The sequence below is a fragment of the Streptomyces globosus genome (assembly GCF_003325375.1).
Taxonomy (GTDB): domain Bacteria; phylum Actinomycetota; class Actinomycetes; order Streptomycetales; family Streptomycetaceae; genus Streptomyces; species Streptomyces globosus_A.
The window spans coordinates 4,138,574-4,165,471 of the sequence record NZ_CP030862.1; the positions used below are offsets into that span (position 1 = coordinate 4,138,574).

The 26,898-nt window shown below is 75.3% G+C and carries 19 protein-coding genes; 9 read left to right on the forward strand and 10 right to left on the reverse strand.

The genetic code is table 11. From position 1 onward, the window contains the following. Positions 1-163 precede the first annotated feature (163 nt). Positions 164-664 carry a hypothetical protein gene (locus tag C0216_RS18165; protein ID WP_246042604.1) on the forward strand — a complete coding sequence of 167 codons (501 nt, stop codon included), beginning with the start codon at positions 164-166 and terminating at the stop codon, positions 662-664. Positions 665-728: 64 nt separating this feature from the next. Here C0216_RS18165 and C0216_RS18170 read toward each other — a convergent pair whose 3' ends face one another. Further along, positions 729-2,393: a phospholipase D-like domain-containing protein gene (locus C0216_RS18170; protein ID WP_246042605.1), complete on the reverse strand. Its 1,665-nt coding sequence runs from the start codon at positions 2,391-2,393 to the stop codon at positions 729-731. A gap of 385 nt (positions 2,394-2,778) precedes the next feature. On the opposite strand from C0216_RS18170, the gene C0216_RS18175 reads away from it, so the two are divergent. Next, positions 2,779-3,411 (forward strand): RDD family protein, encoded by a 633-nt coding sequence (locus tag C0216_RS18175; RefSeq protein ID WP_114056301.1) that lies wholly within the window; start codon positions 2,779-2,781, stop codon positions 3,409-3,411. A gap of 98 nt (positions 3,412-3,509) precedes the next feature. Here C0216_RS18175 and C0216_RS18180 read toward each other — a convergent pair whose 3' ends face one another. Both C0216_RS18180 and C0216_RS18185 read right to left on the reverse strand, forming a co-directional pair. Next, positions 3,510-6,263, reverse strand: a complete 2,754-nt coding sequence (locus tag C0216_RS18180; RefSeq protein ID WP_216827098.1) for a DUF6493 family protein — start codon at positions 6,261-6,263, stop codon at positions 3,510-3,512. Beyond that, the gene (locus C0216_RS18185; protein WP_246042606.1) at positions 6,260-7,687 is read right to left on the reverse strand and encodes an SWIM zinc finger family protein; all 1,428 of its coding nucleotides are present in this window, start codon (positions 7,685-7,687) and stop codon (positions 6,260-6,262) included. Before C0216_RS18185 ends, C0216_RS18180 begins: the two co-directional genes overlap by 4 nt. 437 nt (positions 7,688-8,124) lie before the next feature. On the opposite strand from C0216_RS18185, the gene C0216_RS18190 reads away from it, so the two are divergent. Further along, complete coding sequence (locus tag C0216_RS18190) at positions 8,125-8,427, forward strand: hypothetical protein (protein ID WP_246042607.1); 303 nt, start codon at positions 8,125-8,127, stop codon at positions 8,425-8,427. Positions 8,428-8,524: 97 nt separating this feature from the next. On the opposite strand, the gene C0216_RS18195 is transcribed toward C0216_RS18190, so the two are convergent. Continuing rightward, entirely contained in the window at positions 8,525-9,484 is a 960-nt protein-coding gene (locus tag C0216_RS18195; protein WP_428985438.1) for an MASE1 domain-containing protein, read from the reverse strand. 45 nt (positions 9,485-9,529) lie between these two features. Continuing rightward, positions 9,530-10,363 (reverse strand): PP2C family protein-serine/threonine phosphatase, encoded by an 834-nt coding sequence (locus C0216_RS18200; protein ID WP_114056304.1) that lies wholly within the window; start codon positions 10,361-10,363, stop codon positions 9,530-9,532. Between the two features lie 237 nt (positions 10,364-10,600). On the opposite strand from C0216_RS18200, the gene C0216_RS18205 reads away from it, so the two are divergent. Both C0216_RS18205 and C0216_RS18210 read left to right on the forward strand, forming a co-directional pair. Further along, on the forward strand, positions 10,601-11,518 hold the full coding sequence (locus C0216_RS18205; protein WP_114056305.1) for a MurR/RpiR family transcriptional regulator: 918 nt from the start codon (positions 10,601-10,603) through the stop codon (positions 11,516-11,518). 322 nt (positions 11,519-11,840) lie between these two features. Next, positions 11,841-12,212 (forward strand): hypothetical protein, encoded by a 372-nt coding sequence (locus C0216_RS18210; RefSeq protein ID WP_114056306.1) that lies wholly within the window; start codon positions 11,841-11,843, stop codon positions 12,210-12,212. Here C0216_RS18210 and C0216_RS18215 read toward each other — a convergent pair. Genes C0216_RS18215 through C0216_RS34545 form a run of 3 tightly spaced genes read right to left on the reverse strand, consistent with a single transcriptional unit; the run spans position 12,199 to position 18,750 of the window. Further along, positions 12,199-13,290: a trypsin-like serine peptidase gene (locus tag C0216_RS18215; RefSeq protein WP_114056307.1), complete on the reverse strand. Its 1,092-nt coding sequence runs from the start codon at positions 13,288-13,290 to the stop codon at positions 12,199-12,201. The two genes, C0216_RS18210 and C0216_RS18215, sit on opposite strands and share 14 nt — an antisense overlap. A 1-nt stretch (position 13,291) precedes the next feature. Next, the gene (locus C0216_RS35085) at positions 13,292-17,110 is read right to left on the reverse strand and encodes a trypsin-like peptidase domain-containing protein (RefSeq protein WP_281277945.1); all 3,819 of its coding nucleotides are present in this window, start codon (positions 17,108-17,110) and stop codon (positions 13,292-13,294) included. Continuing rightward, entirely contained in the window at positions 17,110-18,750 is a 1,641-nt protein-coding gene (locus C0216_RS34545) for an ATP-binding protein (RefSeq protein ID WP_246042609.1), read from the reverse strand. Before C0216_RS34545 ends, C0216_RS35085 begins: the two co-directional genes overlap by 1 nt. Positions 18,751-19,170: 420 nt before the next feature. Between C0216_RS34545 and C0216_RS18230 the strand changes: the two genes are divergently transcribed. From C0216_RS18230 to C0216_RS18245, 4 genes are all read left to right on the forward strand, one after another. After that, positions 19,171-19,974, forward strand: coding sequence for a caspase family protein (locus tag C0216_RS18230; RefSeq protein WP_114056308.1), 804 nt, complete (start codon positions 19,171-19,173; stop codon positions 19,972-19,974). A 217-nt stretch (positions 19,975-20,191) separates the two neighbouring features. After that, complete coding sequence (locus C0216_RS18235; RefSeq protein ID WP_114056309.1) at positions 20,192-20,383, forward strand: DUF5302 domain-containing protein; 192 nt, start codon at positions 20,192-20,194, stop codon at positions 20,381-20,383. A gap of 129 nt (positions 20,384-20,512) precedes the next feature. Further along, a complete protein-coding gene (locus C0216_RS18240; protein ID WP_114056310.1) occupies positions 20,513-20,923 on the forward strand; it encodes a rodlin in 411 nt (136 codons plus the stop codon). A gap of 231 nt (positions 20,924-21,154) precedes the next feature. After that, positions 21,155-22,063, forward strand: coding sequence for a glycoside hydrolase family 19 protein (locus tag C0216_RS18245; protein WP_114058756.1), 909 nt, complete (start codon positions 21,155-21,157; stop codon positions 22,061-22,063). 64 nt (positions 22,064-22,127) lie between these two features. Here the strand turns inward: C0216_RS18245 and C0216_RS18250 are convergent, their stop codons facing one another. Beyond that, positions 22,128-24,893 carry a helix-turn-helix transcriptional regulator gene (locus tag C0216_RS18250; protein ID WP_246042611.1) on the reverse strand — a complete coding sequence of 922 codons (2,766 nt, stop codon included), beginning with the start codon at positions 24,891-24,893 and terminating at the stop codon, positions 22,128-22,130. A 213-nt stretch (positions 24,894-25,106) separates the two neighbouring features. Next, complete coding sequence (locus tag C0216_RS18255; protein WP_114058758.1) at positions 25,107-26,897, reverse strand: S8 family peptidase; 1,791 nt, start codon at positions 26,895-26,897, stop codon at positions 25,107-25,109. Position 26,898: the final 1 nt, after the last annotated feature.

The window sequence follows — 26,898 nt, forward strand, 5'->3', positions numbered from 1 at the left end:
CTGACATTTCAAGGTCTTCGTGGGACCTTCCCCTCGCACGTCGCACGGCTCTCTCCCCCGGTCCGGGCCGGACACCGCCTCCGCCCGCCCGGGCGCACGCCCGCGCGGCCCTCCCGCGGCCGCGCGTCACACCCCACGAGGACGTGGCGAAGAGGAGCGACAGATGAAGATGGCGACTTGGCCCGGGCTGACCGTCCTGGCCGCCGGACTGCTCGTCGGCACCGCGGTACCCGCCTCCGCCTTCGGCCCTTCGGCCGAGCAGCGGCTCGACGGGTCCATCGCGGTGGCCGGGAACACCTGTACGTGGACGGACGCACGCACCAGCGCCAACCCCCCGAGCACCCTCACCGTCGACCGCACCAGCATCAACGCACCCGGCGGCAACCTGAGCTGCGCCGGCGGGATCACGGCGGCCCTCAACAACAACCCGCAGTTCACCTTCGACGACGCCGCCGGCACCGCCCGGACGGACGCCATCGACATCACCGGCAAGCAGAGCTTCATCTCCTGCCGCTACAAGGCCGCCGGCATCACCTGGAACCGGGAGGGCGACACCCGCAAGTACGTCAACCAGGCCTTTACGGCGACGAAGGTCTCGGGCAGCTTCCTTTGCCCGGGCTCGGTGACCACGGCCGCCGGCGGCGCCTCGATGCTCTTCCGCTGAGCTGCGGGCCCGCCCGCCCCGCACCGCGCGGACGCGGGCGGGCGGGCCCGGTACGGCCGCCGGATCAGGCCTGGCAGACGCCGCGCTCGTGGTCGAAGGTGGCGGTGTCACGGGAGAACCGCCACTGCGGTGCGAGCAGCTGGTCGTTCAGCTGGCCTGCCGCCGCGGGGCTCTCCACGATGTAGCCGAAGTCCTGGAGCCACGCCGGGTAGAGGTTCTTCGAGCCGATGTAGAAGGCCGACCCGTCCACGGCCACCAGCTTGTGGTGCTGGGCGTACGGGCGGCCGTCGGCCCACTTCGGGCTCTTCGAGCTGCGGAACGTGGCCAGCTGGAGGGTGGAGCACATCGCGGCCCCGGCCTTGGCCTGGTCGCCCGTCAGCAGCGCGAGGCGGGCGCGCAGGACGTCGCTGATCTCGGAGAGCGACTTGATCTGGGAGTAGCCGCCGCTGCCGACGGCGCCCCGGTTCTCCGGGTCGCTGACCACGATGCGGACCTTGACGCCGGCGGCCATCTTCGCGGCGAGCGCGTCGTAGACGCGGATGTCGTAGCGCGGCAGGGGCGGGCAGGTCGCGTTCATGTCCTGCTGGGAGATCTCGATGTGCCGCTCGGCGCTGGAGATGAGGGCCCGCAGGGCGCTCTCCTCCGGGTTGACGGTGTCGTAGTCGCGATCGGCGTTGGTGTTGTCGTGGAGGCCGACGACGCCGCACTTGGTGTCGGGGGCGGTGGGCAGGGTCGGCCGGAAGGAGGACGCGGGGTCGTTGCGCTTGATGCCGACCCCGAGGCCGCCGACGGCGATGGCCGGGACGCCGCCGGGGGTGCCCGCGCCGGGGGCGGCGGCCTCGGCGGCGGCGTTCTCGCCGGCCAGGGCGGGCATGCACGCGGCGCCGTTCGAGGAGGCGAACCAGACACTCGCGAAGTTGCTCTTGTTCCGGCAGGTCCAGGACCACAGCTCGTCGAGGTAGCGGCCGGCCGTGCCTGCCGCCGGTCCGCGCATCGCCAGGGAGACGTCGGCGACGGGGTGCGTGGTCTCCAGGTAGTCGTCCTTCCAGCTGTTGATGCCGCCGGTGATGACGGAGCTGCCGTCGACCACGAGGAGCTTGGAGTGGTTCCAGGAGAACGCCGTCTTCGACGTGGTCATGGAGGCGACGTTCAGGTCGATCCGGGAGGCGGCGTCGGGGCCGAGCTTGGCGACCAGCTCGTCGCGGTACTTCGACGGCACCACGTTCATGTGGTAGATGGGCGCGGCGCCGACGAGAATGCGCACCTTGAGCCTGTTCCCGCGCGCGGCGGCGGACTTGAGCCCGGTGACGACCGCGTCCTGGAAGCCGCCGTTCGGGAACGGGGCGAGGGTCGATATGTCGACCGTCCGCGTGGCTTGGGCGATGTTCTCCGTCGTCTTCGCCAGGAGGCGCTCGGCGCCGGGGCGGGAGGCGCAGGTGTCGTCGCCCCAGCAGCCGGGCGTCTGGAGCAGCCAGTCGCCGCCGCCCGCGGTCGAGGCGTCGAGGGCGTTGCCGGAGGTCCGCTCCCACACGGAGCCTTCGAGTCCGGGCGAGACCTGGCGGAGCATCTGCTCGACGGAGTCGAGGTGCGGGGCCGCACCCCGGGCCGGGGCGGGGCCGCTGCCCGGGGCGGCCGCGGCGGGGCCGGCGGCGCACAGGGACAGCAGGGCGGCCCCGACCGCGGCGCGGGTGGCGAGGGCGGAAGGGCGGAAAAGGGTATGGCGGTGCAATGTGACTTCCTTGCAGGAGGGATCGCCGTCGCCGCAGAGGGGGCCCGGCAAGATCAACTCGCGGAAGTTACCACTCGGTCAGATGGTCGAAGAATACGGTGAGCACGTTTCGGCCACACCGCCAACTCGGCGCCCCGCCTGGCCGATCCGCCCGCCGTACCGCCGCCCCGCCCCGCCGGGGACCCCGCCCGACACCCGCCCGACACGTCCCGAACGCCCTGCATGCGGCCCCCGCAGAGGGATTCGGATTGGACAACCGCACGCGTGAGCGACCACGATGATGGGCGCAACATCGCGGCAGCTCAGGGGGGCAAACCGGTCACATGGTGTCGTTCCTCCGCTCGGTCCGCATCGTCCCCAATTCCGACACCGGAGAGATTTCGCCATGAGCTTCGGCGACCCGAACAACCCGTACGGCCAGCCCCCGCAGGGCCAGCCCGGCTACCCGCAGCAGGCCCCGCAGGGCGTGCCGCCGCAGTACGGCTACCCGCAGCAGCCCGCGCCGGGCACGCCCCCGCAGTACGGCTACCCGCAGCAGCCGGCCGCCGCGCCGTACGGCGGCTACCCGGCGCCCGGCATGCCCGGCGCCGGCATGCCCGAACTCGCCCACTGGGGCCTCCGCGTCGGCGGCTACCTGCTCGACATGCTGATCATCGTCGGCCCGATGTACGCCCTCGGCTTCATCGACCTGGCCACCGCCTCCGACGCGGCGACCGCCGAGCCCGGCATCTTCTTCACCATCGGCATCCTGTACGCGCTCGGCATGGCCATCTTCCAGCTGTACAAGGAAGGCGCCACCGGCCAGTCGATCGGCAAGAAGGTCGTCGGCATCAGCGTGCTCCGCGAGGCCAACGGCACGCCCCTCGGCTTCGGCATGGCGTTCGTCCGCAAGCTGGCCCACGTCCTCGACGGCCTGCCCTGCTACATCGGCTGGCTGTGGCCGCTGTGGGACGACAAGAAGCAGACGTTCGCCGACAAGGTGTGCAGCACCGTCGTCGTCCGCGTCCCCAAGGTCTGACCGCTCCCCGGACCTCCCCCGCCCGGCAGCGCTCCCCGGCGCTGCCGGGCGTCCGCGTTCCCGGGCCGGCCCCGGCGGAGCCGCCCGGCCGCCCCGCCTCAGGCAGCGGCCTCCGCGCCGCCCCCCGGCCGCCGCGCGCCGCCCCCGCCTCCTGCACGGCCCGAGCCGCCCGCCCGCGCGGCCGCCTCGGCGAGCGCCGCACGCAACCGCCGGGCCTGCACGGCCAGCTGGGACGAACCCGCCCGGTCCGCCGCCCCGGCCACCCCCTCGGGCACCGGGCCGGCCGCCCCGCACCGCTCGGCGCAGTCCGCGGCCACGGCCAGCACCTCCCCCGCGCCCCGCGCCCCGGCCCCGCCCCCGGCCAGCAGCGCCGGGAGCGCCTGCGCAAGCAGCGTCCAGGTCAGGGCGTACGCGCCGGCGGCAGCGGCCGAGCGGGCAGCGTCGGCCAGCCGGTTGGGCTTCACCGTGCCGAGGGCGAGCAGTTCGGCCAGGTCCCGCCCCAGCAGTGCGGCGTCCAGCTCCCCGCGGGCGGCGAGGACCAGCAGGGCGTCCACAGCGGCCAGCCGGTCCTCGGCGTGCCGGGCGCCGAGGCCGGTGGCGACGGCGAGGTGCAGGACCGGGCCGGCCGGGCCGCCCAGTTCGGCGAGCCGGGCGAGCAGCTCCCCCGCCCCGCGCTCGCCGACCGTGGCGCAGGCGGTCAGCGCCGGCAGCAGCCAGACGGCCTGCGCTTCGCGGTCCTCGGGCATGACGGGGTGCTGGGCAAGCTCGTAGCCCGCCCAGTGGTAGCAGCGCCGGCCCGAGTCGGTGTACGCGCGGCCGAGCCGCCGGAACTCGGCGGGGAAGGAGCCGTTCTGCAGTCCGGGGCGCTCGGACAGTTCGACGACGATGCGCGGGACCGTCTCGCGGGTCCTGTCCCACCCGAGGCGGCTCGCCGCCGGGGCGGGCTCCTGCACGCGGCGCACCGTCCGCGGCGGCTCCCCGTCGGAGGCGAGCCAGGCGGCGAGGCGCCCGCCCTCGGCGGTGCCCAGCGCGGCGGCCGCCGCCGCGGCCTCCGGGTCGCGCCGGACGCGCAGCAGGGCCTGGGCGAAGTCGGCCGGGGCGGGTGCCACGCCGAGGCGCCGGTACTCCGCGAGGCGTGCGACGAGTTCGAGGGGCTCCAGCGTGCCCGTGTCCCAGCTGGGCGCGGCCAGCAGGAAGGGCAGCGGGTCGGCCGGGATGCGGGCGGCCGCCTCCCGGATCCGGGCGGCGGTGACCGCGCCGAGCGCGGCGTGCACGCAGTCCTGCGGGTAGCCGACGCCCCGGCGGCTCCCCGCGGTCCGCAGGTCGGCGGCCCGGACGCAGCCGAGCACCGTCGCGGCGACGAGCTCCACGCCCTCGATCCACTCGGGGTCCGTCCAGCTGTCGGCCCGGAGCCAGCGGCGGTCGGCGAGGGCGGGGTGCAGGGCCGCGGCGAGGGCCGCGCGGTCGCGGTGGGCGTGGCGGACGAGGGCGTCGAGGGCGGTCTCGAACTCCGCGGGCCCCGGCTCCCGGGCATGGGCGAGGGAGGCGACCAGTTCCACCGTCGCGGCGAGCGACAGGTCCGCGGCCCGCGCCGGCCGGCGGCGCTCCGGCGCCGGCGGCAGCACGTCCTCCCTGGGCTCGGCCGCGGTGTCGTCGGCGACGGCGCCGAGGAGGTCGGCCGCCGCGCGCCGGTGCACGGGGCCGAGGAGTCCGGCCTGGCCGGCCAGTTCGGCGCGCAGGGCGCCGTCGTCGGGCCGCAGGTGCGCGGCGACGAGCCGCAGGGCGCGCTCCTGGAGCGCGGTGTCCGCGTGTCCGAACGCCGTCGCGGCCGCGGGCAGCAGCACGGACCGGTCGTCGGGGCGGCGGCGCAGGGCCTTGCCGAGGAGTACGAGCTGGGCGCGTACCAGCTTCTTCTCGGGTCGGAAGAGGACGGCGGCGGACATTTCGGCAAGCTGTTCGGCCGTCAGCCGGCCCGCCTCGGACAGGCCGGCGAGGATCCCCTGGGCGTGCCCGGCGAGCGGCGAGGGAGCGTCGCCGGCCACGGCGATCCAGTCGCCGGCGCGCGCCTGCTGCTCGTCCTGCGTGAGGTCGAGCGCCCGGAGGAGGTCGAGGTAGAAGGACAGGTGGGCGGGGCGGCCGCCGCGCAGCAGGCGGGCGGTGCAGCCGTCGGCGAGGACGCTCCGGTCGAGGAGGCCCTCCGCGGCGAGCCGGGCCAGTTCGGCGGGCCAGCCGCCGCCGTCGGTGGAGCGGCCGTGCCAGGAGAGCGGCTCCGCGGGCTCGGCCGTCTCGAACAGCAGGGGGACGAACGCGCGCAGCTGCGGCTCCGCCCGGAGTGCCGCGCCCAGCGGGCGGCCGCGGCCGGCGGAGCGTTCGGGGCCGCCGGTGCTCATCTCGCGGACCCAGCCGCGGACGAAGCCGTCGCCGGCGGGCAGGGGGCAGCCGGTCCTGCGGACGAGTTCCCGGATGAGCGGGTAGTCCTCCTCGGCGGTGGCGGCGCGGGCGGCGAGGCGGTGCGCAACGTCGCCGAGCCAGGCGGGGTCGCGGTCGGCCAGGACCCGGAGGAGGAGTGCGGTGCGCCGTGCGGGGCTGTCCGTACGCAGGTCCCGGGCGGCGATCCAGGAGGCGGCGGCTGCGGCTCCGGTGTGGCAGGCGGCCCCGGCGAGCAGCAGGCCGCGGCGTATGCACGCCCGCTCCTGCCAGCGGGACCAGTCCCAGCCGCGGATCTCGCGGCGCAGGGCGGTCAGTTCGGGCACGAGGGCGCGCCGCTCGGCCGGGGTGAGGGGCTGGAGCAGGGCGGGGAGGGTGTCGCCGGCGCCCCGGCGGACGGCTTCGAGGACGGCGGCGGTGCTCATCGGGTTCCTCCGGTGGTGCGGGTGTCGGTGGTGCGGTCGGCGGGGGGCGCGGTCCGGGCGCGCCGGGCCATGCGTACGGCGAGGGCGTGCTTGCAGGGGCCGCGGCGGCCGCGGTGGTCAGCCCACCACTGGCAGGTGCAGCTCAGCACCCCTCCGGCGGACTCGCGGACCTGGTAGCGGCGTTCGCCGGAGGCCACGGTCGCCGTGGCGTCGGCGCGCAGGGCGACGGCGCCGTCGGCGAGCAGGGCGCGGGCGGCGCCGAGCCGTGGGTTGTGGCGTTCGGCCCGGGCGGCGTCGTAGGGGAGTTCGCGGTGGAAGTAGGCGGCTTCGGCGGCGTCGTAGCCGACGCGTCCGGCGGTGCCGAGGCGGACGAGGGCGGCGCGGACCCGCTGCACCGTCAGGCCGGACTGCTCGGCGAGGTCGGCGGTGTCGATCCGCGGCTCCCAGGCGAGGAGGGCGGAGACGAGTTCGGCGTCGGCGGCCGCGTCGTCGGTGGCGAGGGCCTCGAGGACGCCGCCCTCGCCGGAGAACCCCCGGTGCGGCTCCGGCGAGAGGGTGAGCGTGAGCCGCATGCCGGGCCCGGCGACTTCCCAGGCCGAGGCGGTCGCCGCGCCGCCGTGCGCCGCGGGGCCGTAGACGCGCAGGCCGGTGGCGTGCCGCAGGACCCGCTGGAGGGCGGCGAGCCGCTCGGGTCCGGGGAGGCAGACGGCGCCGGGTACGGGCCGGGTGGTGGGGCGCAGGGAGGCCCCTGCGGGGACGACCCACAGCGGGGCGCGCCCGGTGGCGCTGCTGCCGCCGGCGGCGGCGCGCGGGAGGGTGCGCAGGAAGCGGACGGCCTCGGCGGCGGGGAGTTCGGCGCGCAGGTCGAACCCGGCGGAGACCACCTGGGATTCGGCGAAGCCGCGCAGCCAGCGGTCGGGCAGCGGCACCTTCTTCTCGACGACGGGCCCCTCCAGGGTGGTGACGGCGAGTTCGTCGGGGCCGACGCGCAGGTGCATCGGGTCGTCGCCGGCAAGCCGCGACAGCGCTTCCCGCAGCGGGTTGTTGACGTCGACGTTGGTGGTGCCGTGGCCGGTGTCGGCGCCGTCCAGGCCTTCGGGAAGCACGTCGAGCCGGGCGTAGACGCCGCAGCACCCGGAGAACGACTCGAAGCGGAGCCGGTCCCCGTTGGCGGTGACGACGGGGTCGAGTGAGGCCCGCAGCGTGCGCTGGTGGTAGCGCGCCGCGGCGACGTCGGCGACGGCGAGCAGCCCGCGGGCCGCGGCCTGCGGCGATCGCAGGAACCCGGCGAAGAACCGGGGGTGCTCCTCGGGGCCCGCGGGTGTGAGGCCGCCGGCGGTCTCCAGGCCCAGGAGGTGCCCCTGCGGGTCGGAGGCCAGGGACGACGGGCGTGCGTAGGCGAGTGCCTGCATGGATCGGCTCATGGGCGTCAACGTAGGTGCGTGCACTGACAGCCCGACGGGTCGTCACCTGCCGGAGCGGACAGGTGCCGTGCCCGGCCGCGGGGCGGCGGAGTCCCGGCGGGCGGTCGTCGCGATCGCACACGAGGGTGCAGCCCGGGCGCCCGCGCAGCGGTCGGGAGCAGGCCGCGGGGTGCGGGCCCTGTGGTGTGCCCCCTCGGCGGGTGGCGGCGCCTGCCGGGGCACCGCCACGCGCCGCGGGCTCCTGCGACCGCAGTTCCGGATCCCTGGTTCACGGTGGGCAACCAGCGCCGCACACTGGGGTGTTGATGCGGTATGCCCCGCGGCGGCCGATTCCGCACCGGCCGGTCCAGCGCCGTATGCTGATCAAGAACGCTCCATCCGGAGCGGTTCGCGATCCATGTCGACTGCCCGATCGGGCACTTACGGGAAGAAGCACTGTGAAGCACGACGCGCTGCGCCGCGCGGCGTTGGCAACCGCGACGGCCGGCCTCCTGCTCGGCGCGGTGGCCACGGCCGCCCCGGCCTCCGCCGCCGGCAACTACGGCTGCACCGGCTGGAAGCAGAAGGTCAACACCTGGAGCGCCGTCTGCACCGTCAGGAGCGGACAGGCCCGGTCCGTCACCGAGTGCAGCAACGGCAAGACCGTCTACGGCAAGTGGGTGGGCCGCGGGAAGTGGAGGTTCGGCGGCGACTGCGGCCGGTACTTCATCGTCGCCCAGGACACGCAGGGCCGCGGCTAGCAGCCGCAGGGCGACGGGGGCCTGCCGAATGCCGGCGGGCCCCCGGTCCGCGTCCCGGGGCCGCGGGACGGGCCCAGCCGGTCGCCGTCGGCCGCCGTCAGTCGTCGGTCCCGTTCCGCCGCGGGGCCAGGCGTTCCACGACCTCCGAGAGGTCCTCGCACACCTGCTCGATCCGCAGCCGGATGTTGTTCTGCTCGGTCACCAGGGCGGACAGCAGCAGCACGGTCAGGGCCGCGGAGCCGTTGAGCGCCTGGAGGTTGACCATGATCTCGAACAGGGTGTGGTCGGCGAAGGGGCCCGCCTGGTCGATCGCCGCGGAGATCGCGATGACGGAGACCAGCAGGGCGCACGGCGCGCCGCCGACGTGCTGGAAGCGGACGCCGGCCCAGATCAGCAGCGGGAAGACGAGGAAGAGCACCGACAGGGAGCTGCGGCAGGCCACGGTGGTGACGAGGCCGCAGGTGACGAGCAGGGCCAGCGCCTCGGCGGCGCGGTAGGCATCCGCCGGCGGGGTGACCTGCGGGAGGATCAGCAGCACCGGGGTGACGAGGAGCACGCCCATGGCGTCGCCGGCCCACCAGGCGGCCCACACCGGCCAGAAATCCGACGGCGGCAGGTCGCCGGTGGCGACCAGCATCCCGGTGCCGATGGTCGCGCTGATCAGCATGGCGGGCAGGCCCGCCAGGAAGACGAGGGCCAGGGCGTCGCGCAGGTGGTCCATCTGCGTGCGGAACCCGGCCCGGCGCAGCAGCAGGTACGCGCACACGGGGGCGAGGGTGTTGCCGAGGAGGAGCCCCGCGTCCCCGGGTTCGAAGGAGGCCAGGTGCTCGATGTTCATGTACGCGCCGAGCGTGATGCCGGGCCAGGCGCGTAGGCCGAACCACAGCAGGGCGGCGAGGGCGATGCCGGTGGGCGGCCACAGCGGGGTGACCATGGCGCCGTCGACGACGATGCTCAGCAGGAGCCCGGCCTGTCCGGTTGCGTAGTAGGCGACCGCGACCGCGAGGATCCTGAGGACGTCGGCGGCGAGGGCTCGCCATTCCACGGTACGCACCACAGCATCAGACAACAGGCGGCGCCCCGGGGCCGGGCGTGACACGCGCTACTCGGCGCCCCGTCCGCCTCCGTCGTGGCTGATGACGAGGACGGCGGCGTCGTCGGCGTGGCCGGTGGAGTCCGCGACCTTCATGACCTCGGCGGCCAGTTCGGCGGGGTCGGCGCCCGCCGCCTCGCGTACGACGCCCAGCACGCGTTCGAGGCCGACGTCGATGGGGAAGGCGGGGCCCTCGACGACGCCGTCGGTCAGCAGGACGATGGATCCGGCCCGGTCCAGCCTGCGGCGGGTGACGGCGTATCCGGCGCCGGGCAGCATGCCGAGGGGGACGCCGCCCTCGTCCTCGGCCATGCCGTAGCGGCCGTCGACGGTGGCCCATATCGCGGGGACGTGGCCGGCCCGGGCGCAGTCCAGTTCCCAGGTCTGCGGGTCGAAGCGGAGCAGGGTGCAGGTCGCGAAGAGCTCCGGTCCGGTCGAGAGAAGCACGTCGTTGGTCCTGCCGAGGACCTCGCCGGGGTCGCCGACGACGGAGGCGATGGCGCGCAGGCCGATGCGCACCTGCCCCATGAAGGCGGCGGCTTCGACGTCGTGCCCCTGGACGTCGCCGATGGAGAAGGCGAGGGCGCCGTCGGGCAGCCGGAAGCCGTCGTACCAGTCGCCGCCGATGTCGAGGCCGTGCCGGGCGGGCGCGTAGCTGGCGGCGGTGCGCAGTCCTGGGACGGCGGGCAGGGAGGCGGGCAGCATCTCGCGCTGGAGGGCTTCGGCGAGCTCGACGCGGGCCTGCTGGTGTTCGGCCCCGGCGCGGGCGCGGGCGGTGAGCCGTCCGAGGGTGCTCAGCAGATCGTCCGCGCTCTGCGACCGCGGGCCGCGGCGCGGGATCACGGACTGCTCCCGGCTGCATCCATACGTCGCTCGTCCCTGCTCTCGGTTCTCGCGGCGTGTCTGCGCCCCAGACCCGTGCCCATCATATTTGCAGGTCTGCGCGGGCCGCGACAGGTCCGGTGCCGTACGGTTCCCCGACGGCCTTCCCACAGGCCGGAGCAGGGGCGGAGCACCCGGGGGCGACCACAGGGCGTGAGCTATGTTGGAAGACGAGTGACATGAGAGGGAGGCACACGGGTGTCATCCGGGCAGCAGGCACGCGCGCAGGCGGCTGCGATCACGCCGAGCGGGCAGGCGCCCGACCACGAGAGGGCTCCCGGTGACCGGGTCCGCGCCCTGTTCGACGGCCGCCGCCTCTCGCCCGGCCAGCGGCGCATCGCGCAGTACCTGATCGACCACCTCACCGAGGCGGCGTTCCTGTCGATCACCGAGCTCGCGGAGCGGGTGGGTGTCAGCCAGCCGTCGGTGACGCGCTTCGCGACGTCGCTCGGGTTCAGCGGCTATCCGGCGCTGCGGGACGTCCTGCAGCCGATGGCGCTGAGCGCGGTGGCGGGCTCGCCGGAGGCGCGTGAGCAGTACCGGCGCAACGAGCTCCAGGCGGCCGTCGACGCGGAGATCGAGAACCTGGAGAACGTGCGGCGGCTGCTCGCCGACACCAACCAGGTGCTCGACATCGGGCGGGAGCTGGCCCGCTCGGTGCCGCTGACGGTGCTGGGCCTGCGGATCTCGGTGTCGCTGGCCGAGTACTTCGCGTACGCGGCGCGGCGCATCCACCCCGACGTGCGGCTGGTGACCCGGGGCGGCAGCGTCGCCTACGACGCCCTGCTGCAGTCGCGGGAGGCGGGCGGGACCTGGGCGCTGGCGTTCGCCATGCCGCGGCACGCCAAGGAGACCCTCTCGGCACTGCGGGCGGCCCGGCACGCGGGGCTGAAGATCGCGCTGATCACCGACCACACGCTGGGCCCGCTGGTGGACGAGGCCGATGTCGCGCTGACCGCGGGGACCGGGGCGCGGCTGGTGTTCGACTCGTACGCGGCGCCGGGCATGCTGTCGGCGGCGCTGCTCCAGGCGATGGCCGATGCGGATCCGGAGCGGACGCAGGCCCGGCTCGAAGGGTACGAGCAGGTCGCCGACCAGCACGGATTCTTCCTCTAGGGACCGGTTTGCCCTGTGGTGACCTGCGGATTTTCATGCCGTCGAGGCGCATGTAATTTTTCATTCTCTTGTCTACTCGACGGTATATATGTTTACTGAGCAGCGCGCCGGATCCGTCAGACGCGCCAAGGAGGGCGACCCCTAACGCCTTCCCGGAACGGATACCCGGGCCGGACGACTCCTCCTCACGTCCTGCCCGGGTGCCGGTCCCGGCAGCGGGTCCATCCAGAGCGCTTGTGGCGGCCCCCGGTCAACCCCTGGGCCGGGGCCGCCGCCCACCGACGTCTCGATCACCGTTCGACACCCTTCGGAAGCGACGAGAATGCGCCAGACGCTCTCCCCCGCCCTCAGCCCCGACTGGCCCTGCCAGGTCAAGGCTCCGGGCACCCAGGACTGGGAACGCACGGCCATGCGCTGGCTCCGGGACCTGCTCCCGGCACGCTACGGCAGCTACTCCACGCTGACCCGGAGTTCCGTCCTCCTCGCCCGGCACGCCCAGCTCCAGCTCCAGCACGAGATGCGGACCGTCCGCGTCGCCCTGGAGACGAGCCGGGCCGAGCTGCCGGCGCTCGGCGTCGGCGAGGCCGTCATCGAGAACTCGATCCGCATGTACGCCGTGGAGCTCCAGCAGCTCGGCCGTCTGTCGAGGGCCGTCCGGCTCGTCGGCGACGCCCTGCGCGTCACACCCAGTTGATCCCGGCGCGGGCGAGCAGCGGGTCGTCGACCAGCTCCCACAGCGGGACCGCGTAGTTCCCGAAGCCGTAGCGGCCGCCGTAGTGCAGGCCGAGGACGCGGTGGTCGGCGAGGTCGAAGACCGGGGAGCCGCTGTTGCCGCCGAGGGTGGAGCAGTCGTGGCGGACGGTGAGCCGGTCGGGTGCCAGGCCCGTCGTCGTCCCCGGCTGGAGCCGTTTGACGTTGTAAACGTCCATGAAGATGCGGCGCATCGCCTCGGGCTCGTTGCGGCGGCCGTCCTCCGCCGGGTAGCCGACCACGTACACGGGCCGGCCCGGCAGGTCGCCGGGCGGGTCGGCGGCCACCGCGAGGGGCGTCGCCGGAGCGCGGCCGTCCGCGGCGGTGTCCACGCGCAGCAGGGCCAGGTCGACATCGGGGTGGATGCCGATCACCTCCGTGACGGCGAACTCGAGCGACGGATCCCCGGCCGCGGTGTCCGCCTCCTCGGCGAGGTCCAGCCGGGCGGACATCCCCGGCCGGAACGTCCAGGCGCCGCCCCCGCCGTCGCCGTCGCGGCTGGCGGTGAACTCGGCGGCCACGTGGCGGTTGGTCATCACCACCCCGGGGGCGACGAGGAACGCGGTGCCCACCCAGGCCAGCCGCGGATGTCCCTCGACGTCGACGCGGCCCACGCGGGCGAGCGACTCGCGGATCGCGGGCCGGTGCCCGTCCAGGACCGCCCAATCCCCCTGCTGGGAGGGGAAGTCGCGGCCCTGCACGAGGATCGCGGGCCGGCCCTCCAGCAGGACGATGGCCTCCACGCCGAAGTATTCGTCCTCGTCGACGTCGTCCGCGCGGCCCTCGGCGAGCTTCTCCAGCCCGCGGGCGCCCGCCGCCAGCACCCGCGCCCGCTCCTGCACGGCGCAGGCGGCGATCTCCCGGGCCGCGGCCCCGGCCTGCGCGAGGCCCGCCGCCCCGCCGGGGAGCGGCGCGGACTCGGGCACTTCCGCCTCCAGGGCCTGACGTACGCGGGCGGCCACCTCGCGCAGGTCGCCGAAGACCTGCTCGGGCCGGGTGGCCACCGGTGATCGGGCCGTCATCTCAGACCACCTCCGCGGGTCGCCGTCCGCCGATCAGGGCCTGGGCGTCCGCGATCTCCCGGTGGACGGCGGGGCTGTGCTCGGCGAGGTGCTGCATGATCGTGCTGATCTGGGTGCCGACGTTCACGAACGCCGTCGTCTTGCCCTGGTAGAGGACGTCCTCGACGCGCCGGGTGCCGCGGTGCAGGGCGACGACCGTCCAGTCGTCGGTCAGGACGGGCGATCCCGAGGACCCGCCGCGGGTGTCGGTGAAGTAGCGGACGTCCTTGGCGTCCGCCTCGTAGACCAGGTTGTTGCGCAGTGCGACGCGCTTCGGCTCGCCGCCGGGGTGCTGGATGATGTTGACGGGGACGGGTTCCTGCGGGGTTACCGCCAGCGGGTCGGCCGCGATCCGCAGGGGTTCGCGCGGCGGCCCGTCCGCCAGGCGGAGGACCGCGTAGTCGAGGTCCTCGTCCCAGGCGAGCAGCTCGGCCACGGCCGCCTCGTCGGGCGGCGTCGCGCCCGCGGCGGCGTCCGCCCCGTAGTCGAAGCGGCAGCGGGTGTTCCGGGCCTGGAGCGCGAGGTCCCCGGGGTCGACGGGGGCCCGGCCGGCGGCGGTCCGGGTGCGTGCGTTGACGACGTGGTGGTTGGTGACGAGCAGTCCGGGCGCGATGAGCCAGCCGGTGCCGGCGTGCGGGTAGCCGCCCGGCCCGAGCGGCGCGCCCGCCTCGTACGGGGTCACCTTGAGCCGGGCCACCGCGCGGCCCGCGGCCTCGCCGGCGAGGAGGAACTCGAAGGGGACCGTGTCGTCGCGGAACACGATCTCCTCCTTGGTCTCGCCGGAGGGCGGCTCGGGCACGTCGGGCTCGCCCGCGGCGTCGCGCGCCACCCGGTCAAGGGCGCTCTGGAACACCGCGAGCGGGCCGGCCTCCGCCGTCTGGGCGACGGCGTTGCGCAGCCAGATCTCCAGCGGGACCGAGCCGTCCACGAGGCGCTCCACCCGGTTCATGGCCTCCAGGTCGGACTGCACCTGTGCGCCGGGCGCGGCCAGGACGGGCAGGACGCCCCGGTACCGGGGCATGATGCCGGCGAGCAGGAGGGGCCTCGTCGAGGGGTCGGCCAGCCCGGTCTCCAGAGCGGTGTCCCTGAGGCGGAGGATGTCCTCGCGCGGCAGGTAGGTGTCGTTCATACGGTCCAGGCCCCGTGGGAGCCGTTCCTTTCCGGTGTCGGCCGGGTCCACCGGCCGGGCGGTTCCGGGGGCGGCCGCGGCCATGGCGGCCGCCACTCCGGAGACGAGGTCGCCCCGGTCGTCGCGCAGGACGAGCAGGCGGCGGGCGAGTTCGCCGAGGGTGCCGCGGCGGCGGGCCTCCCGCAGCATCCCGGCCGTGCCTTCGCCGGCGGGTTCGGGCGCGGGTGCGGGCGGCCCGGCCCGGGCGGCATCCGGCGGGCGGCCAGGACCCCCGGGCGCACCAGGCGGTACGGTCCCACCGGGCGGCCCGGACCCGCCAGGCGCCACGGAGCCTCCAGCCTCACCGGGCTCCACCGGCGCACCGGACAGCGCAGGCCCGCCGGCTGCCACGGGCCCACCGGGCGGTCCGCCCCCGGCGGGCGGTGCGGGCGCACGCGGCGGCCCGGCTCCCGCCGGCGGCGGTGGCTGCGGGGCGGTGCCGGCGGCGTCGGCGAGGACGCGGCCCAGGGCCTCGCCGAGCCGCGGCTGCCCGGCCACGGCCAGGCGGATCGACTCCGCGAGCTGCTCCAGGGCCGCGTCGTCGGCGTCGGGCAGGCCCAGCACCTTCAGGGTGTGGTCCAGTGCGGCCGGGTCCCGGCCGGACACCTCCGCGGCGACGGCCCGTACGAGGGCGGGCTGCTGCGCCATCGCCTCGTCGGGCAGCGCCCGCAGCCGCTCGGCGAGCCTGGTCACGGCCTCCGGCCCGGCATCGGTCGCGGCGGCGAGCCGGGAGCGGGCCAGGAGGGCGCCCATCGCGTCGAAGTCGCGGCCCAGACCGGTCGCGAGGTCCTCGGCCTCCGCGAGGGCCCGGTCGGCGGCCGCCGGATCGCCGTCCTCCTCGGCGAGCCGGGCCGCGAGCAGCAGCAGGTCCAGTTCGGCGTCGGCGTCGCCCGCCTCCTCCGCCCGGTCGACCGCCCTGTCCGCCTCGGCCCTGGCCTCCGCGCGCCGGCCGAGCCGGGCCAGGGTCTCGACGAGCAGCGGGTCGAGCACGCTGCCGGGGGTCCACGGCCGGCGTTCCGCCAGCCGCGCCTCCGCCTCGCGGAGGTAGCCCTGCGCGAGCAGGTCCTCGACCTCCCGCGCGGTGATCCGCTCCCAGTCCTCCTGGTCGGCGTCGTGCAGCGGCAGCCCGGCGGTGTGCCCGCCGAGGCGGCCGTCCAGGAAGGCCGCGGACCGGGGCGCCATGTCGTCGGCGGCGCCGCCGAGGTGGCGTTCGACGCCGGGCTCCCAGCGCTCCTCGACCGTGCGGGGGTTCTCGTTGAGGCGCAGCCGGTGGTAGATCTCCTCGGCGCGGGCCTCCGCACCCGGCCGGGCGGCGTAGAACTCCACCGCGCGCCGGGCGACGCCGCGCATGAGGGCGGTGCCGGCGGTGTCGGACAGGCGCAGCATGATGGCGCGCAGGTCGGGCCGGTGGCGGATCCGGCCGGGCCCGGCGGGTTCCATCAGGTCGAGCCGGGCCAGCAGGCCGAACAGGGTCCGGGCCTGCTCCGCCGTGTCGACGCGCAGCCCGCACGGTTCGGCGAGGACGTCCCTGACCAGCTCGGGGGTGATCTTGCGCAGGGCGAGTCCGCCCTGGGCGAGGGCCCGTACGGAGGGGTTGCCGATGTGGCGCAGGATCCGGTCGTAGAGGAGCCCCTGGACGAGCATCTGGTCCACCTTGCGCAGGACCTGGCGGCGCCGGGGCAGGCTCTCCACCAGCTCGCCCAGGGCCTCCGCCCCGTCCCCGACGGTCATCGCGGCCCGTGCGGCGAGCTTCAGGCTGAGCGGGTGGCCGCCGACGCGCTCGGCGAGGGCGCGGGCGACGGCCCCGTCGTCGATCCCGCGGCTGCGCAGGAGCGCGACCGCCGCGTCGGGACCGAGTTCGCCGAGTTCGATGGCGAGGGGGTCCACGACGCGGGCGGGGTGGTCCACGGGGGCGCGTCCGGCGACGATCCACCGCAGCCGCGGGTAGACCTTCTGAAGCACCGACCACATGGCCCACAGCCGGCCGATCGCGGGGTTGGCCCGGTACTGGGCCGCCTCGAAGGAGTCGACGGCGACGACCAGCGGCGGGGCCGGGGCGCCGCCCGCCGGCGGCTGCTCCCCGGGATGCGCGGCCCCGACGGCCAGGGAGACGAGTTCGGCGACCTGCCGGACCAGCTCGGTCTCGCGGGTGCGGGCGGTGGTGTGGAACCGTTCGGCCGCGGTGCGCCCCATGCTCGACCGGGTGGAGGAGAGCCCGTACAGCTCGTCGATGGCTCCCCGCTCCTCGCGCTGGGTGCGGGCGGTCTCCTCGCACCGGCCGGCGAGGGCGTCGAAGGCGGGGCGGTGGTCGGGGTACTGGACGCCGAGCTGCCGGGCCATCTCGCCGATGAGCGTGGCCGGTTCGTGGACGGACAGGGTGGGCCGCGCGAAGTCCACGTAGGCGAAGGGGAAGGGGAAGGGGGCGGTGACGTCGTCGGGGAGGCAGTCGAGGAGGAACTTGGCCAGGAGGGTGCTCTTGCCCATGCCTCCGAGCCCGTGGATCAGCAGCGGGGGCCGTTCGGCCGGGCCGGTGCCGTCGGCTCCGTCGTCGAGGACGTACGCGCGCAGCCGGGACAGTTCGGCGGTGCGGCCGTAGAAGGCCTGCTGCTCCATCACTCCTCCAACAGGCGGCGCAGCGGCTGGAGGAGGCGCACCCGCTCCAGCAGGCGCTCGAGCTGCCCGGGGTCGGGGATCCCGGCGGTGCCGGGGATCCGGGACAGCCAGAGCACGGCCTGGTGGGCGGCGGCGAGGGCGTCCGCGTCGAGCCGCCCGGCATCCGGGGGCCGCCCGCTGAGGTAGGCGAGGGCGATGCGCTCCGGTGCCGGGCCGGCCTGCACCTGGGCGAGGTTGGCCTCCAGGCAGCGCCGGGCGGCGGCCGGCCCGGGCAGGTCGGCGAGGGCGGCCTCCCGGGTGTCGTCGCGCATGGTCCAGACGGGCGGGTTCGTGGTGAGCGTCGTGCAGTCGTCGACGAGTTCCTGCTGGGCGCGGCCGGAGGGTTCGGCTTCGCCGGGCAGGCGCAGGGTGTCCGGTTCGAAGCGGACGAGGAGGCAGGCGGCCTGCCGGTAGGCCCGGCGCTCCTCGGACGGGGCCGCTGGCTCCAGGGCGGCCGGGGCGCCGAGCTCGCGGTGCAGCAGGCCGGCGTAGTCGGCGCCGGGCGCCAGGGACCGCCAGGCGCCGACGGCGGTCTCGGCGGCCGTGCACAGCCTGCGCATGAGGCTGTCGCCGGAGGCGGGCGCCTGTGCGGCCTCCCACACCGCCGCCGCGGAGGCCGCGGCCAGGCGGAGGGCTTCCGCGGGGGGTACGGGGGCCTGGGTGAAGTACGTGCGGAAGAAGTCGTCCACGTCGTCGCGTCCGAGGATGCGGGCCGTGTCCCGGCACACGGTCTTGCGGATCTCGTACGGCAGCTGCGGCATCGTCCCGGGGTAGCCGAGCAGGACCAGCCGGGGCGCGGTGCCCTCGGGTTCGGGCCCGTGCTCGAACAGGGCCTGGGCCAGCTGGCCGATGGCGTCCCAGGCATCGGAGGTCGAGGCGAGCCGGTCGCACTCGTCGAGGATGATCCAGAAGGCCTCGGGGGCCGCGGTGGCACGGGTGACGATCTGCTGGACGGCCCATTCGTGCGCGGACAGTGGATCGTTCAACGGTGTCGGATTCAACTGCGGCGGCTCGGCCTCCGGGTTGAGGCGTGCGGCGATCTGCCGGATCAGCCGGGCGGCGGTCGTGGTGTGCGTCAGCGTCACGCGGACCGGGCGGAATCCGCAGTGCTGGCCGAGGTAGCGGATGAGGCTGTAGCTGTAGGAGCGCCCGCTGTCGGGTTCGCCGTCGACGACGAGGACGGTCTTCTCGGGGTCGGCGAGGAACTCCCTCAGCCGTTCGCGCAGCTGCGCGCGGTCGATGAACACCTCTGCGCCGTTGCGGAGCACGCCGGCGCGGAAGTGGTCCTGGTCGGAGACGTGCACGCGCTCGTCGTCGGCGATCCTGACCCGGAGGGCGAGGACCTGCGGCTGGAACTGGCTGGTGAGTTCGTCGAGGGTGAGCAGGACGTCGAGGAGGAAGAGCTGGGCGGTGATGCTCTGCCGCACGGCCCGGACCAGGGCGGCGGCGTTGTCCCCGGCCTTGGCGGTGAGGCTGAGCGAGCCGATGAACGCGGGCGGGTACCCGGCCTGCCGGAGGCGGTCGTGGGGGTCGGGGGTGTCCAGGAGGTAGTCCCGCACCCAGGCGGTGACCACGCCCCATTCGGTGTCGGTGAGCGGCATTGCGCACCTGCCCGTCCGCCCGTGGGGCGGCCGACGGATCCACTGGTGGTATCTGTCATGGTTTCACCCGCTTCATCAGGGTGCAAGGCCGGGGTTCGGGGCCGGGGTGCAGGGCCGGGGAGCCGAGGGTGCGGACCTGCTCCGGCGCGGGGCGGTCGGCGCCCGGGTGGCCGGGGGCCGGTTGGTCGCAGCCGTTGCTCCGCCCGCATGCCGCGCGGGCGGACTCACACGGCCGCGTCCGGTCGGGACATCCGCTGCGGTGGCGGCCCCGGCCGGTACGTCGTTCGGCCGCCCGCCGCTCCCCCGGCGGGTGCCGGTCCCGATCGGGCGGCACCGGCCTCCGCCGGGTTCGCGGGGAGCCGCGCCGCGGAACCATCCCCGAGGCATCCCGCCCCTGCACCGATCCCCGAGGAGGACCCCGTGCCCGCAGGACTCTCCGTCCACGTAGGACTCAACAGCGTCGACCCCGCCGCGTACGGCGGGTGGGACGGCCGGCTGCTGGCGTGCGAGAACGACGCGCGCGACATGGCGGCGGTCGCCCGGGCCGCCGGCTTCGAGCCGACGGTGCTGCTCACCCCCGAGGGCACCGTGGACCGCGTCACGGCCGAGCTGCGCAAGGCCGCGGGGCGGCTGGACGACGGTGACATCCTGCTGTTCACGTACTCCGGCCACGGCGGCCAGGTCCCCGACGAGGAGGGCGACGAGCCGGACGCCCTCGACGAGACCCTCGTCCTCTTCGACCGCCAGTTCCTCGACGACGAGCTGCACCGGGAGTTCCGCCGCTTCTCCCCCGGCGTGCGGATCTTCTGCCTGCTGGACTGCTGCCACAGCGGGACGGCCACCGAGGCCGCCTCGCAGTCCGGCGGCGAGGGGGGTGCGGCGGTCCGCGTCATGCCCGCCGTACGCCAGCAGCAGCTCTTCGAACGCGACCGGGAGTTCTACCAGGAGCTCCAGCGCGAGCTGCGCAAGAACGGGGTGGACGGCGAGCCCGGCACCCTGCTGATCTCCGCCTGCCAGGACGACCAGTTCGCCCTCGACGGCCGGGTGAACGGCGCGTTCACCGAAGCCCTGCTGCGCGTGTGGGACGCGGGGGCCTTCTCCGGCGCCTACCGGGACTTCCACCGGGCCATCCGGGAGCGGCTGCCGCGCACGCAGGTGCCCAACCTGCACACCACCGGCAGCCCGTCGCCGGAGTTCCTCGGGCAGAAGCCCTTCACCGTCTGATCCGCCGCCGCGCGGACCGTGACTTCCGGCGCGGCCCGTCGTTGGTCACGGTGGTCAAGCGAAGTGCACCCGTGACGTCCCGGGCCCCCGCGGGGGTCCGGGACTTTGCGTTGGCCGCCGGACTCCGGCGCGCCGGGACCCCGTCGCGGGGAGAACTCGCTGGTCCGGGCGGCGCGGGGCTGACAGACTGGCGGCTTCGCACACCGGAGGAGGACACATGGCACAGGAGTCGGACGCGCCGCAGGACGAGTCGCCCGCCGAGGAGGCCAAGCGCAGGTTCCGCGAGGCCCTGGAGCGCAACGCGCGCAACGCGCGGGCCCAGCAGGCCCACCAGAGCCGGACGAAGATCCAGGGCATCAGCTCCGGGGCAGGCGGCGGGCAGAAGCGGACCCGCCGCAAGGCCGGCTGACCGGCCCGCCCGAGCGCGCGCTGGGCCACATGGGTGACAGGCGATAACCCCCGGCGGGAACGGCAGTTGATCAGCTCGTCCCGCCGGGGACCACCATCCATGCGACAGCGCGACAGAAGGATCCTCCTCATGCTCAAGAAGCTCATGGCCACGACCGCCGCCACCGCAGCCGTGCTGGGCGCCGGTGCCGCGGCCGCCTCCCCGGCGATGGCCATCGGCAACGACAACGGCGTCAACACCGTCAACGGCAACGACTCCGCGCAGATCTACGGCAACCAGGAGACCAAGGGCGCGATGAGCCCCCAGCTGGGCCTGGTCCAGGGCTCGCTGAACAAGCTCTGCGTCGGCCTGCCCGCCAAGGTCAACGCCCAGTCGCTGATCGGCGCCCTCAACATCGGCGTCCAGGACATCAACGTCCTGTCCAACCCGATGAACCAGCAGTGCGCCGAGAACTCCACCCAGGCCAAGGGCGACGAGTCCCTCTCCCACATCCTGGACAACATCCCGGTCCTCTCCGGCAACCTCTCCGCCGGCAGCTGAACCCTCCGGGCGCGGCCGCGGCGCCGCTCCCCCCGCACGGCAGGCAGGGCCCGTACGCGCCACCCCGCGTACGGGCCCTGCCCGTTGCCGCGCCCGGGCCCGGTCCGCGCTACCACCCTGCCCCCAACTTGGTCTAGACCTTGACAGGTCCATACCAGTTCGCTTGGCTGGGGGCAGTGCCGCCCCACCGGCAATTCCCCCCGCCCAAGGAGAAGTTGCGTGATACGTCCGCTGCGCCGTCGCGCCCTCGCCCTCGCCGCCGCCGCGGCCGCCGCCCTCGGCATCGCCGCGGCCCTGCCCGCCTCCCCGGCCGCCGCCGCACCGGCCTGCGCCACCGCCTGGGCCTCCTCCGCCGTCTACACCGGGGGCTCGACCGCCTCGCACAACGGCCGCAACTGGCAGGCCAAGTGGTGGACCCAGGGCGAGACGCCCGGCACCACCGGCCAGTGGGGCGTCTGGTCCGACCAGGGGGCCTGCGGCACCGGCGGCGGTACGGACCCGGACCCGGGCACCGATCCGTCCGGGTTCGTCGTCACCGAGGACCAGTTCAACCGCATGTTCCCGAACCGGAACCCCTTCTACACCTACCGCGGCCTCGTGGCGGCCCTGTCCGCCTACCCGGGCTTCGCCAACACGGGCGACGACACCACCAGGCGCCGGGAGGCCGCCGCCTTCCTCGCGAACGTCTCGCACGAAACAGGCGGGCTCGTCCACATCGTCGAGCAGAACACCGCGAACTACCCGCACTACTGCGACGCCGCCCGGCCCTACGGCTGCCCCGCCGGCCAGGCCGCCTACTACGGCCGCGGACCCATCCAGCTCAGCTGGAACTTCAACTACAAGGCGGCCGGCGACGCCCTCGGCATCAACCTGCTGGGCGACCCCTACCTGGTCGAGCGGGACCCGGCCGTCGCCATGAAGACCGCCCTGTGGTACTGGAACACCCAGAACGGCCCCGGCACCATGACCGCGCACGCCGCCATGACGAACGGCTCCGGCTTCGGCGAGACGATCCGCTCCATCAACGGCGCCCTGGAGTGCAACGGCGGCAACCCCGCCCAGGTCCAGAGCCGCGTGAACGCCTACCGGAACTTCACCGAGATGCTCGGCACCACCCCCGGGCCGAACCTCACCTGCTGACCGGGCCGGGCCCGACCGGCCCGCCCCGCCCGCCCGGAGAGGGCCCCCGCGGCGCAGCCCGCGCTCAGGGGGCCCTCAGGGCCGTCGCAAGCTGCGCCCGCGAGCGCACCTCCAGCTTCTGGTAGATCCTCGTCAGCCGCGCCTCGACGGTCTTGACGCTGACGAACAGGCGGGCCGCGGCCTCCTGGTTGCTCGCCCCCTGCGCCACCAGCAGCGCGAGCCGGGCCTCGGCCTCCGTCAGCGCGGCCAGCGCCACGGCCGGCCCCGCCTCGGCCGGCACCGGTTCCGGCCCCTCGGCCGCCAACTGCGCCCACGGCCGCGCACCCGCCTGCTCGAAGACCGCCGCCGCCGCCCGCAGCGCGGCCCGCGCCGGAGCCTTCCGGCGCCGCCGCCGCTCCGCCCGGGCCAGCGCGAGCAGCGTCCGGCCGCGCTCCACCGGGAGCTGGAACGCCTGGAATCCGGCCGCCGTCCGCGTCAGCAGCTCCACGGCCGCATCGGCCTCGCCCAGCACGGACAGGGCCGAACCGCGCGCCCGGTCCAGCGCCGCGACGACCGTCCCCCGCCCCAGCGACCGGGCGACCGCGCCGACCTCGTCGATCAGCTCCACCGCCTCCGCGGGCGCGTCCGCGGCGACGAGCGCCTCCGCGAGCTCCCCGTGCCAGCGCAGGATCGAGGGGTCGACCACCTGCTGGGCCGCCTCCAGGCCGGCGACCCGGCGCAGCGTCGCCACCGCCTTCGCCGCCTCGCCCGTCGCCAGTTCGACGAGGCCGAGCGCGTACAGGCTCCGCGACAGGAAGACCTGGTCGCGCTCCTCCTCCGAGGCCTGGATGCCGCGGCGCGCGTACCCGGCGGCGCGGGCGAAGCTCCCGCCCGTCACCTCCGCCATCGCGGCGACGTACCAGGCGGGCCCGGGTGAGAGGCCTGCCTCGATGGTCAGCTCCAGGGCCCGGCGGGCGTGGTCGGAGGCGGTCGAGCACCGGCCGCGCCGCAGCTCCACCTCGGTCAGGCTGCGCAGCACCTCGAAGACGTCCTCGGCGGAGCCGGTGCGGCGGACCGCGGGCAGCAGCGCGAGGAGTTCGCGGCGCGCGTCGGCGAGCCGGTCGTCGAACAGGGCGTGCCGGACCGCCAGGTACTGCGGGGCGTTGCGCATGCCGAGGGGGACCTCGGGGGCGGGCAGGGCGAGCGCCTCGGCGAGGATCTCCTCGGCGTCCGGGTCGCCGAGGATGCGGCCCATGCGGGCCCGGACGGTGAGCGCCATGGCCTCGGCGACCTGGTCCCCGCCGATGGCGGCGAGCCGGCCGGCCTCGGCGGCCTCGTCGCGGGCGCGGACGGGGTCGCCGTCGCTGAGGTTGTGCTTCCAGGCGACGCGCAGGCGGACCGCGGCCTGGAGGGCGGGGTCGCCCTCGGCGTCGTCCATGGCGTGTGCGAAGGTCTCGTCGAGGGTGCCGAGGGCCTGCCCGGCGGCGTCGATGACGGCGAGGCGGGCCCGGACCCGGTCGGAGCGTGAGGCGTCGCGGGCGAGGACGGCCCGGGTGGCACGGCGGGCGAGGTCGGCCCGGCCGGCCCAGCCGGCGTCCTCGGCGGCGGCGACGAGCCGGGCCAGTTCGTCGCCGGGCCGGTCGCCCGGGGTGCGTTCGGCGGCGAGCAGCCCGAGTTCGGCGGCCAGTGCGCGCTGTCCGCGGCGGCGGCAGTCCGCGGCGGCCCGGGTGATCTCGGCGGCGAGCCATTCGTCGGGGGTGTCCACGGCGAGGGCCCGGTGGCGTACGGCCTGGACGGGGTCGTCGACGGCGGCGGCGAGCGCGGCGTGCCCGGCGGCCCGCTCGGGCCAGCCCGCGTCGGCGGCCAGCGCCATGGGGAGGGCACCGGCGGTGAAGGCGACCGTGCCGTCCTCGCCGACGGTGACCAGTGCGGCCCGTTCGGCCTCGGCGAGTTCGGCTTCTGCGTCGGGGCGGCCGGCGCGGCGCAGCAGGGCGGTGGTCGGCCGGGCCGCGAGGGCGGCGAGGAGCAGGGTGCGCCGGGTCCGGGCGGGGGCCTCGGCGAGGAGGCGCCGGGCGACCTCGCGGGCCTGGCCGGACAGGGGCAGGGTGTCGGCGTGGTGGGCGGCGCCGTCGCGGGAGCCGGCGGCTTCGGCGAGGGAGTGGCCGAGGGCGAGGGCAAGGCGCGGGTTGCCGCCGCTGGCCTGGTGGACCCGGCCGGCGAGGCGGGCGGGCAGGCCGTGCCGGACGAGGAGTTCGGCCACCTCGTCGGCGCCGAGCGGCGGGATGCGTATCGCCGGGGTGCCGGGGCCGCACAGGGGCGCGGCGACGGGTACGCCGCCCTGGACGCATTCGGCGACGAGGACGCGGACCCGGGGCGGCGTCAGCCGGAGGGCGAACCGGAGCAGATCGGTGCTTTCCGGATCCAGCCATTGGGCGTTGTCGACGACGAGGAGGACAGGGCTGCGTGCGGCCAGCGTGCGGAGCACCTCGACGACGGCGAGGCGCAGGGCGACGTGGTCGCGGCCGGCGCGCGGGGTGTCGGTCTCGCGGCGCAGGTGGGCGATGGCGGTGCGCTGCGGCCCGGAGAGGGTTTCGAGCGCGGCGCAGGGGACCGAGGCGAGCAGCGCGGCGGCCGACGCCTCGGGGATCCACCGGTCGGCGGCTTCGGGGGCGAGGCGGAGCACGGTGTCCTGCCTGGCCTCGGCCGCTGCCGCGATGGCGCCGGCGAGTTCGGTCTTGCCCGCGCCGGCGGGTGCGGTGAGCAGGGCGCGCCCGTGCTCGGCGAGCGCCTGCTCGACCGCCTTGATCAGTTCACCGTGTCCTACGGTCGCGTTGGCGCGCCCCGCTGCCACGCACAGCCACCAGCCTCTCGGTCCCCACTCTGTGCCTTTCCTGTGAGGAGCGAGAATACGAGGTCGCGGGCCGGGTGGAGGCGAAGTGTGACGCACAATTCAGTCACGGCCCGGAAAGCCTCGCGGGCCTGCCGGTACGAGGGTATCGGCAGGCCCGCGGGTGTCATCGGGTGGTGCGTGCGCCGGCCGCCGGGGCGGCCGGGCGGGGGTGCGTCAGAAGGCGAGGTTCCAGGCGTCGAGGTAGCCGGTGTCGCCGCCGGCGTTGTCGTTGACCCGGAGCTTCCAGGTGCCGTTGGCGACCTCGGAGGAGGCGTTCACGGTGTAGGTCTGGTTGATGTTGTCGGCGCTGCCGCCGGCGCGGTTGTGCAGGGTGTAGACCGAGCCGTCCGGGGCCACCAGGTCGACCTTCAGGTCGCCGATGTAGGTGTGCTTGATGTCGACGCCCACCTTGAGGGTGGCCGGGGCGTTGCCCGCGACACCGGTGACGGTGATCGGGCTCTCGGCGGTCGAGTTGTCGAAGATGTTCACGTTCATGGTGTTCTCGAAGCCCGGGGCGGGGGTGGTCGAGGTCACCGCGTTGAGCGTGGCGGCCGCGTCGGCGAGGCCGGTGCCGCAGCCGCCGGTGCAGGTGCCGGCGAGCGGGCGGGTGTTGGTCTTGATGGCCGCCTCGATCTGGGCCGGGGTCAGCGAGGGCTTGGCGGCGACCATGAGCGCGGCGAGGCCGGCGACGTGCGGGGCGGCCATGCTGGTGCCCTGGTACGGCTTGTAGTTCTCCGAGCCGGGGGTGGTGAGGCCGGTGTTCAGCGTGGAGAGGATGGCGTTCTCGGGGGTGGTGACGGTGCCGGGCGTGTCGGTGGCGCGGCGGGTCTCACCGCCCGGGGCGGCGACGTCGATGCTGGCGCCGTAGTTGGAGTAGTACGAGCGGTCGCCGGCGCGGTTGCTGGCGGCGACGGTGATGACGTTGCTGCAGCTGGCCGGGGTGAAGCCGGCGGCGTCGGTGTTGCTGTTGCCGGCGGCCACGACGACGGTGGTGCCGCGGGCGACGGCCGCGTTGATGGCGTTCTGGTAGCTGGTGGAGCAGGTGCCGGAGCCGCCGAGGCTCATGTTGATGACCTTGGCGGGGTTGGCGTTGGCCGGGACGCCCGCGACGGTGCCGCCGGAGGCCCAGGTGATGGCGTCGACGATGTCGGAGGTGGCGCCGCCGCACTTGCCGAGGACGCGGACGGGCTGGATCTTCGCGTTGTACGCGACGCCCGCGATGCCCTTGGCGTTGTTGGCGGCCGCGCCGATGGTGCCGGCGACGTGGGTGCCGTGCCAGGAGGAGTCGCTCGCCCTGGAGCCGGTGCCGCACTCGCCGGCCGCGTTCCAGTCGCCCTGGTCCGCCGGGTTGCTGTCGCGGCCGTTGCCGTCGCGGGCGGCGGCGGAGCTGCTGATGAAGTCGTAGCCGGGGACGATGTTCGCGGCGAGGTCGGAGTGGGCGACGTAGCCGGTGTCGAGGACGGCGACGGTGACGCCGGTGCCGGTGGCCTTGTCCCAGGCTGCCGGAACGTTCATGCCGGCGGTGGGCTCGAAGAGGTCCCACTGCTTGGCGTACTCGGTGTCGTTCGGGGCGGCCATCGCGTAGGCACGGGTGTCCGGCTCGACGTAGGCGACGTCGGGGTCGGAGCGGAACTGGGCCATCAGGTCGGCCGCGTCCTTGGGGGCGGTGGCCCCGCCGAGGCTGACGAGGGCGGCACCGGTGCCGAGGCGGCGGTCGAAGGCGGCCTTCTTGCCGGCCTTCTTGCCCTTCGCGGCGGCGTCGGTCGCGGCGGCGCTGTTGGAACTGGCCTCGGCGGCAGTCGACTTGTAGCCGACGATCAGGTTCTCGACCGGGGCGGCGGCCGGGGCCGCGGGGGCGCCGGGGGCCGGGATGGTCGAGGCGGCGGCCCGGCCGGCCGGGGCGGCCTCGGCGCCGGGCAGAGCCACGGAGGCGGTGGCGGAGCCGGCCAGCAGGGTGACGGACATC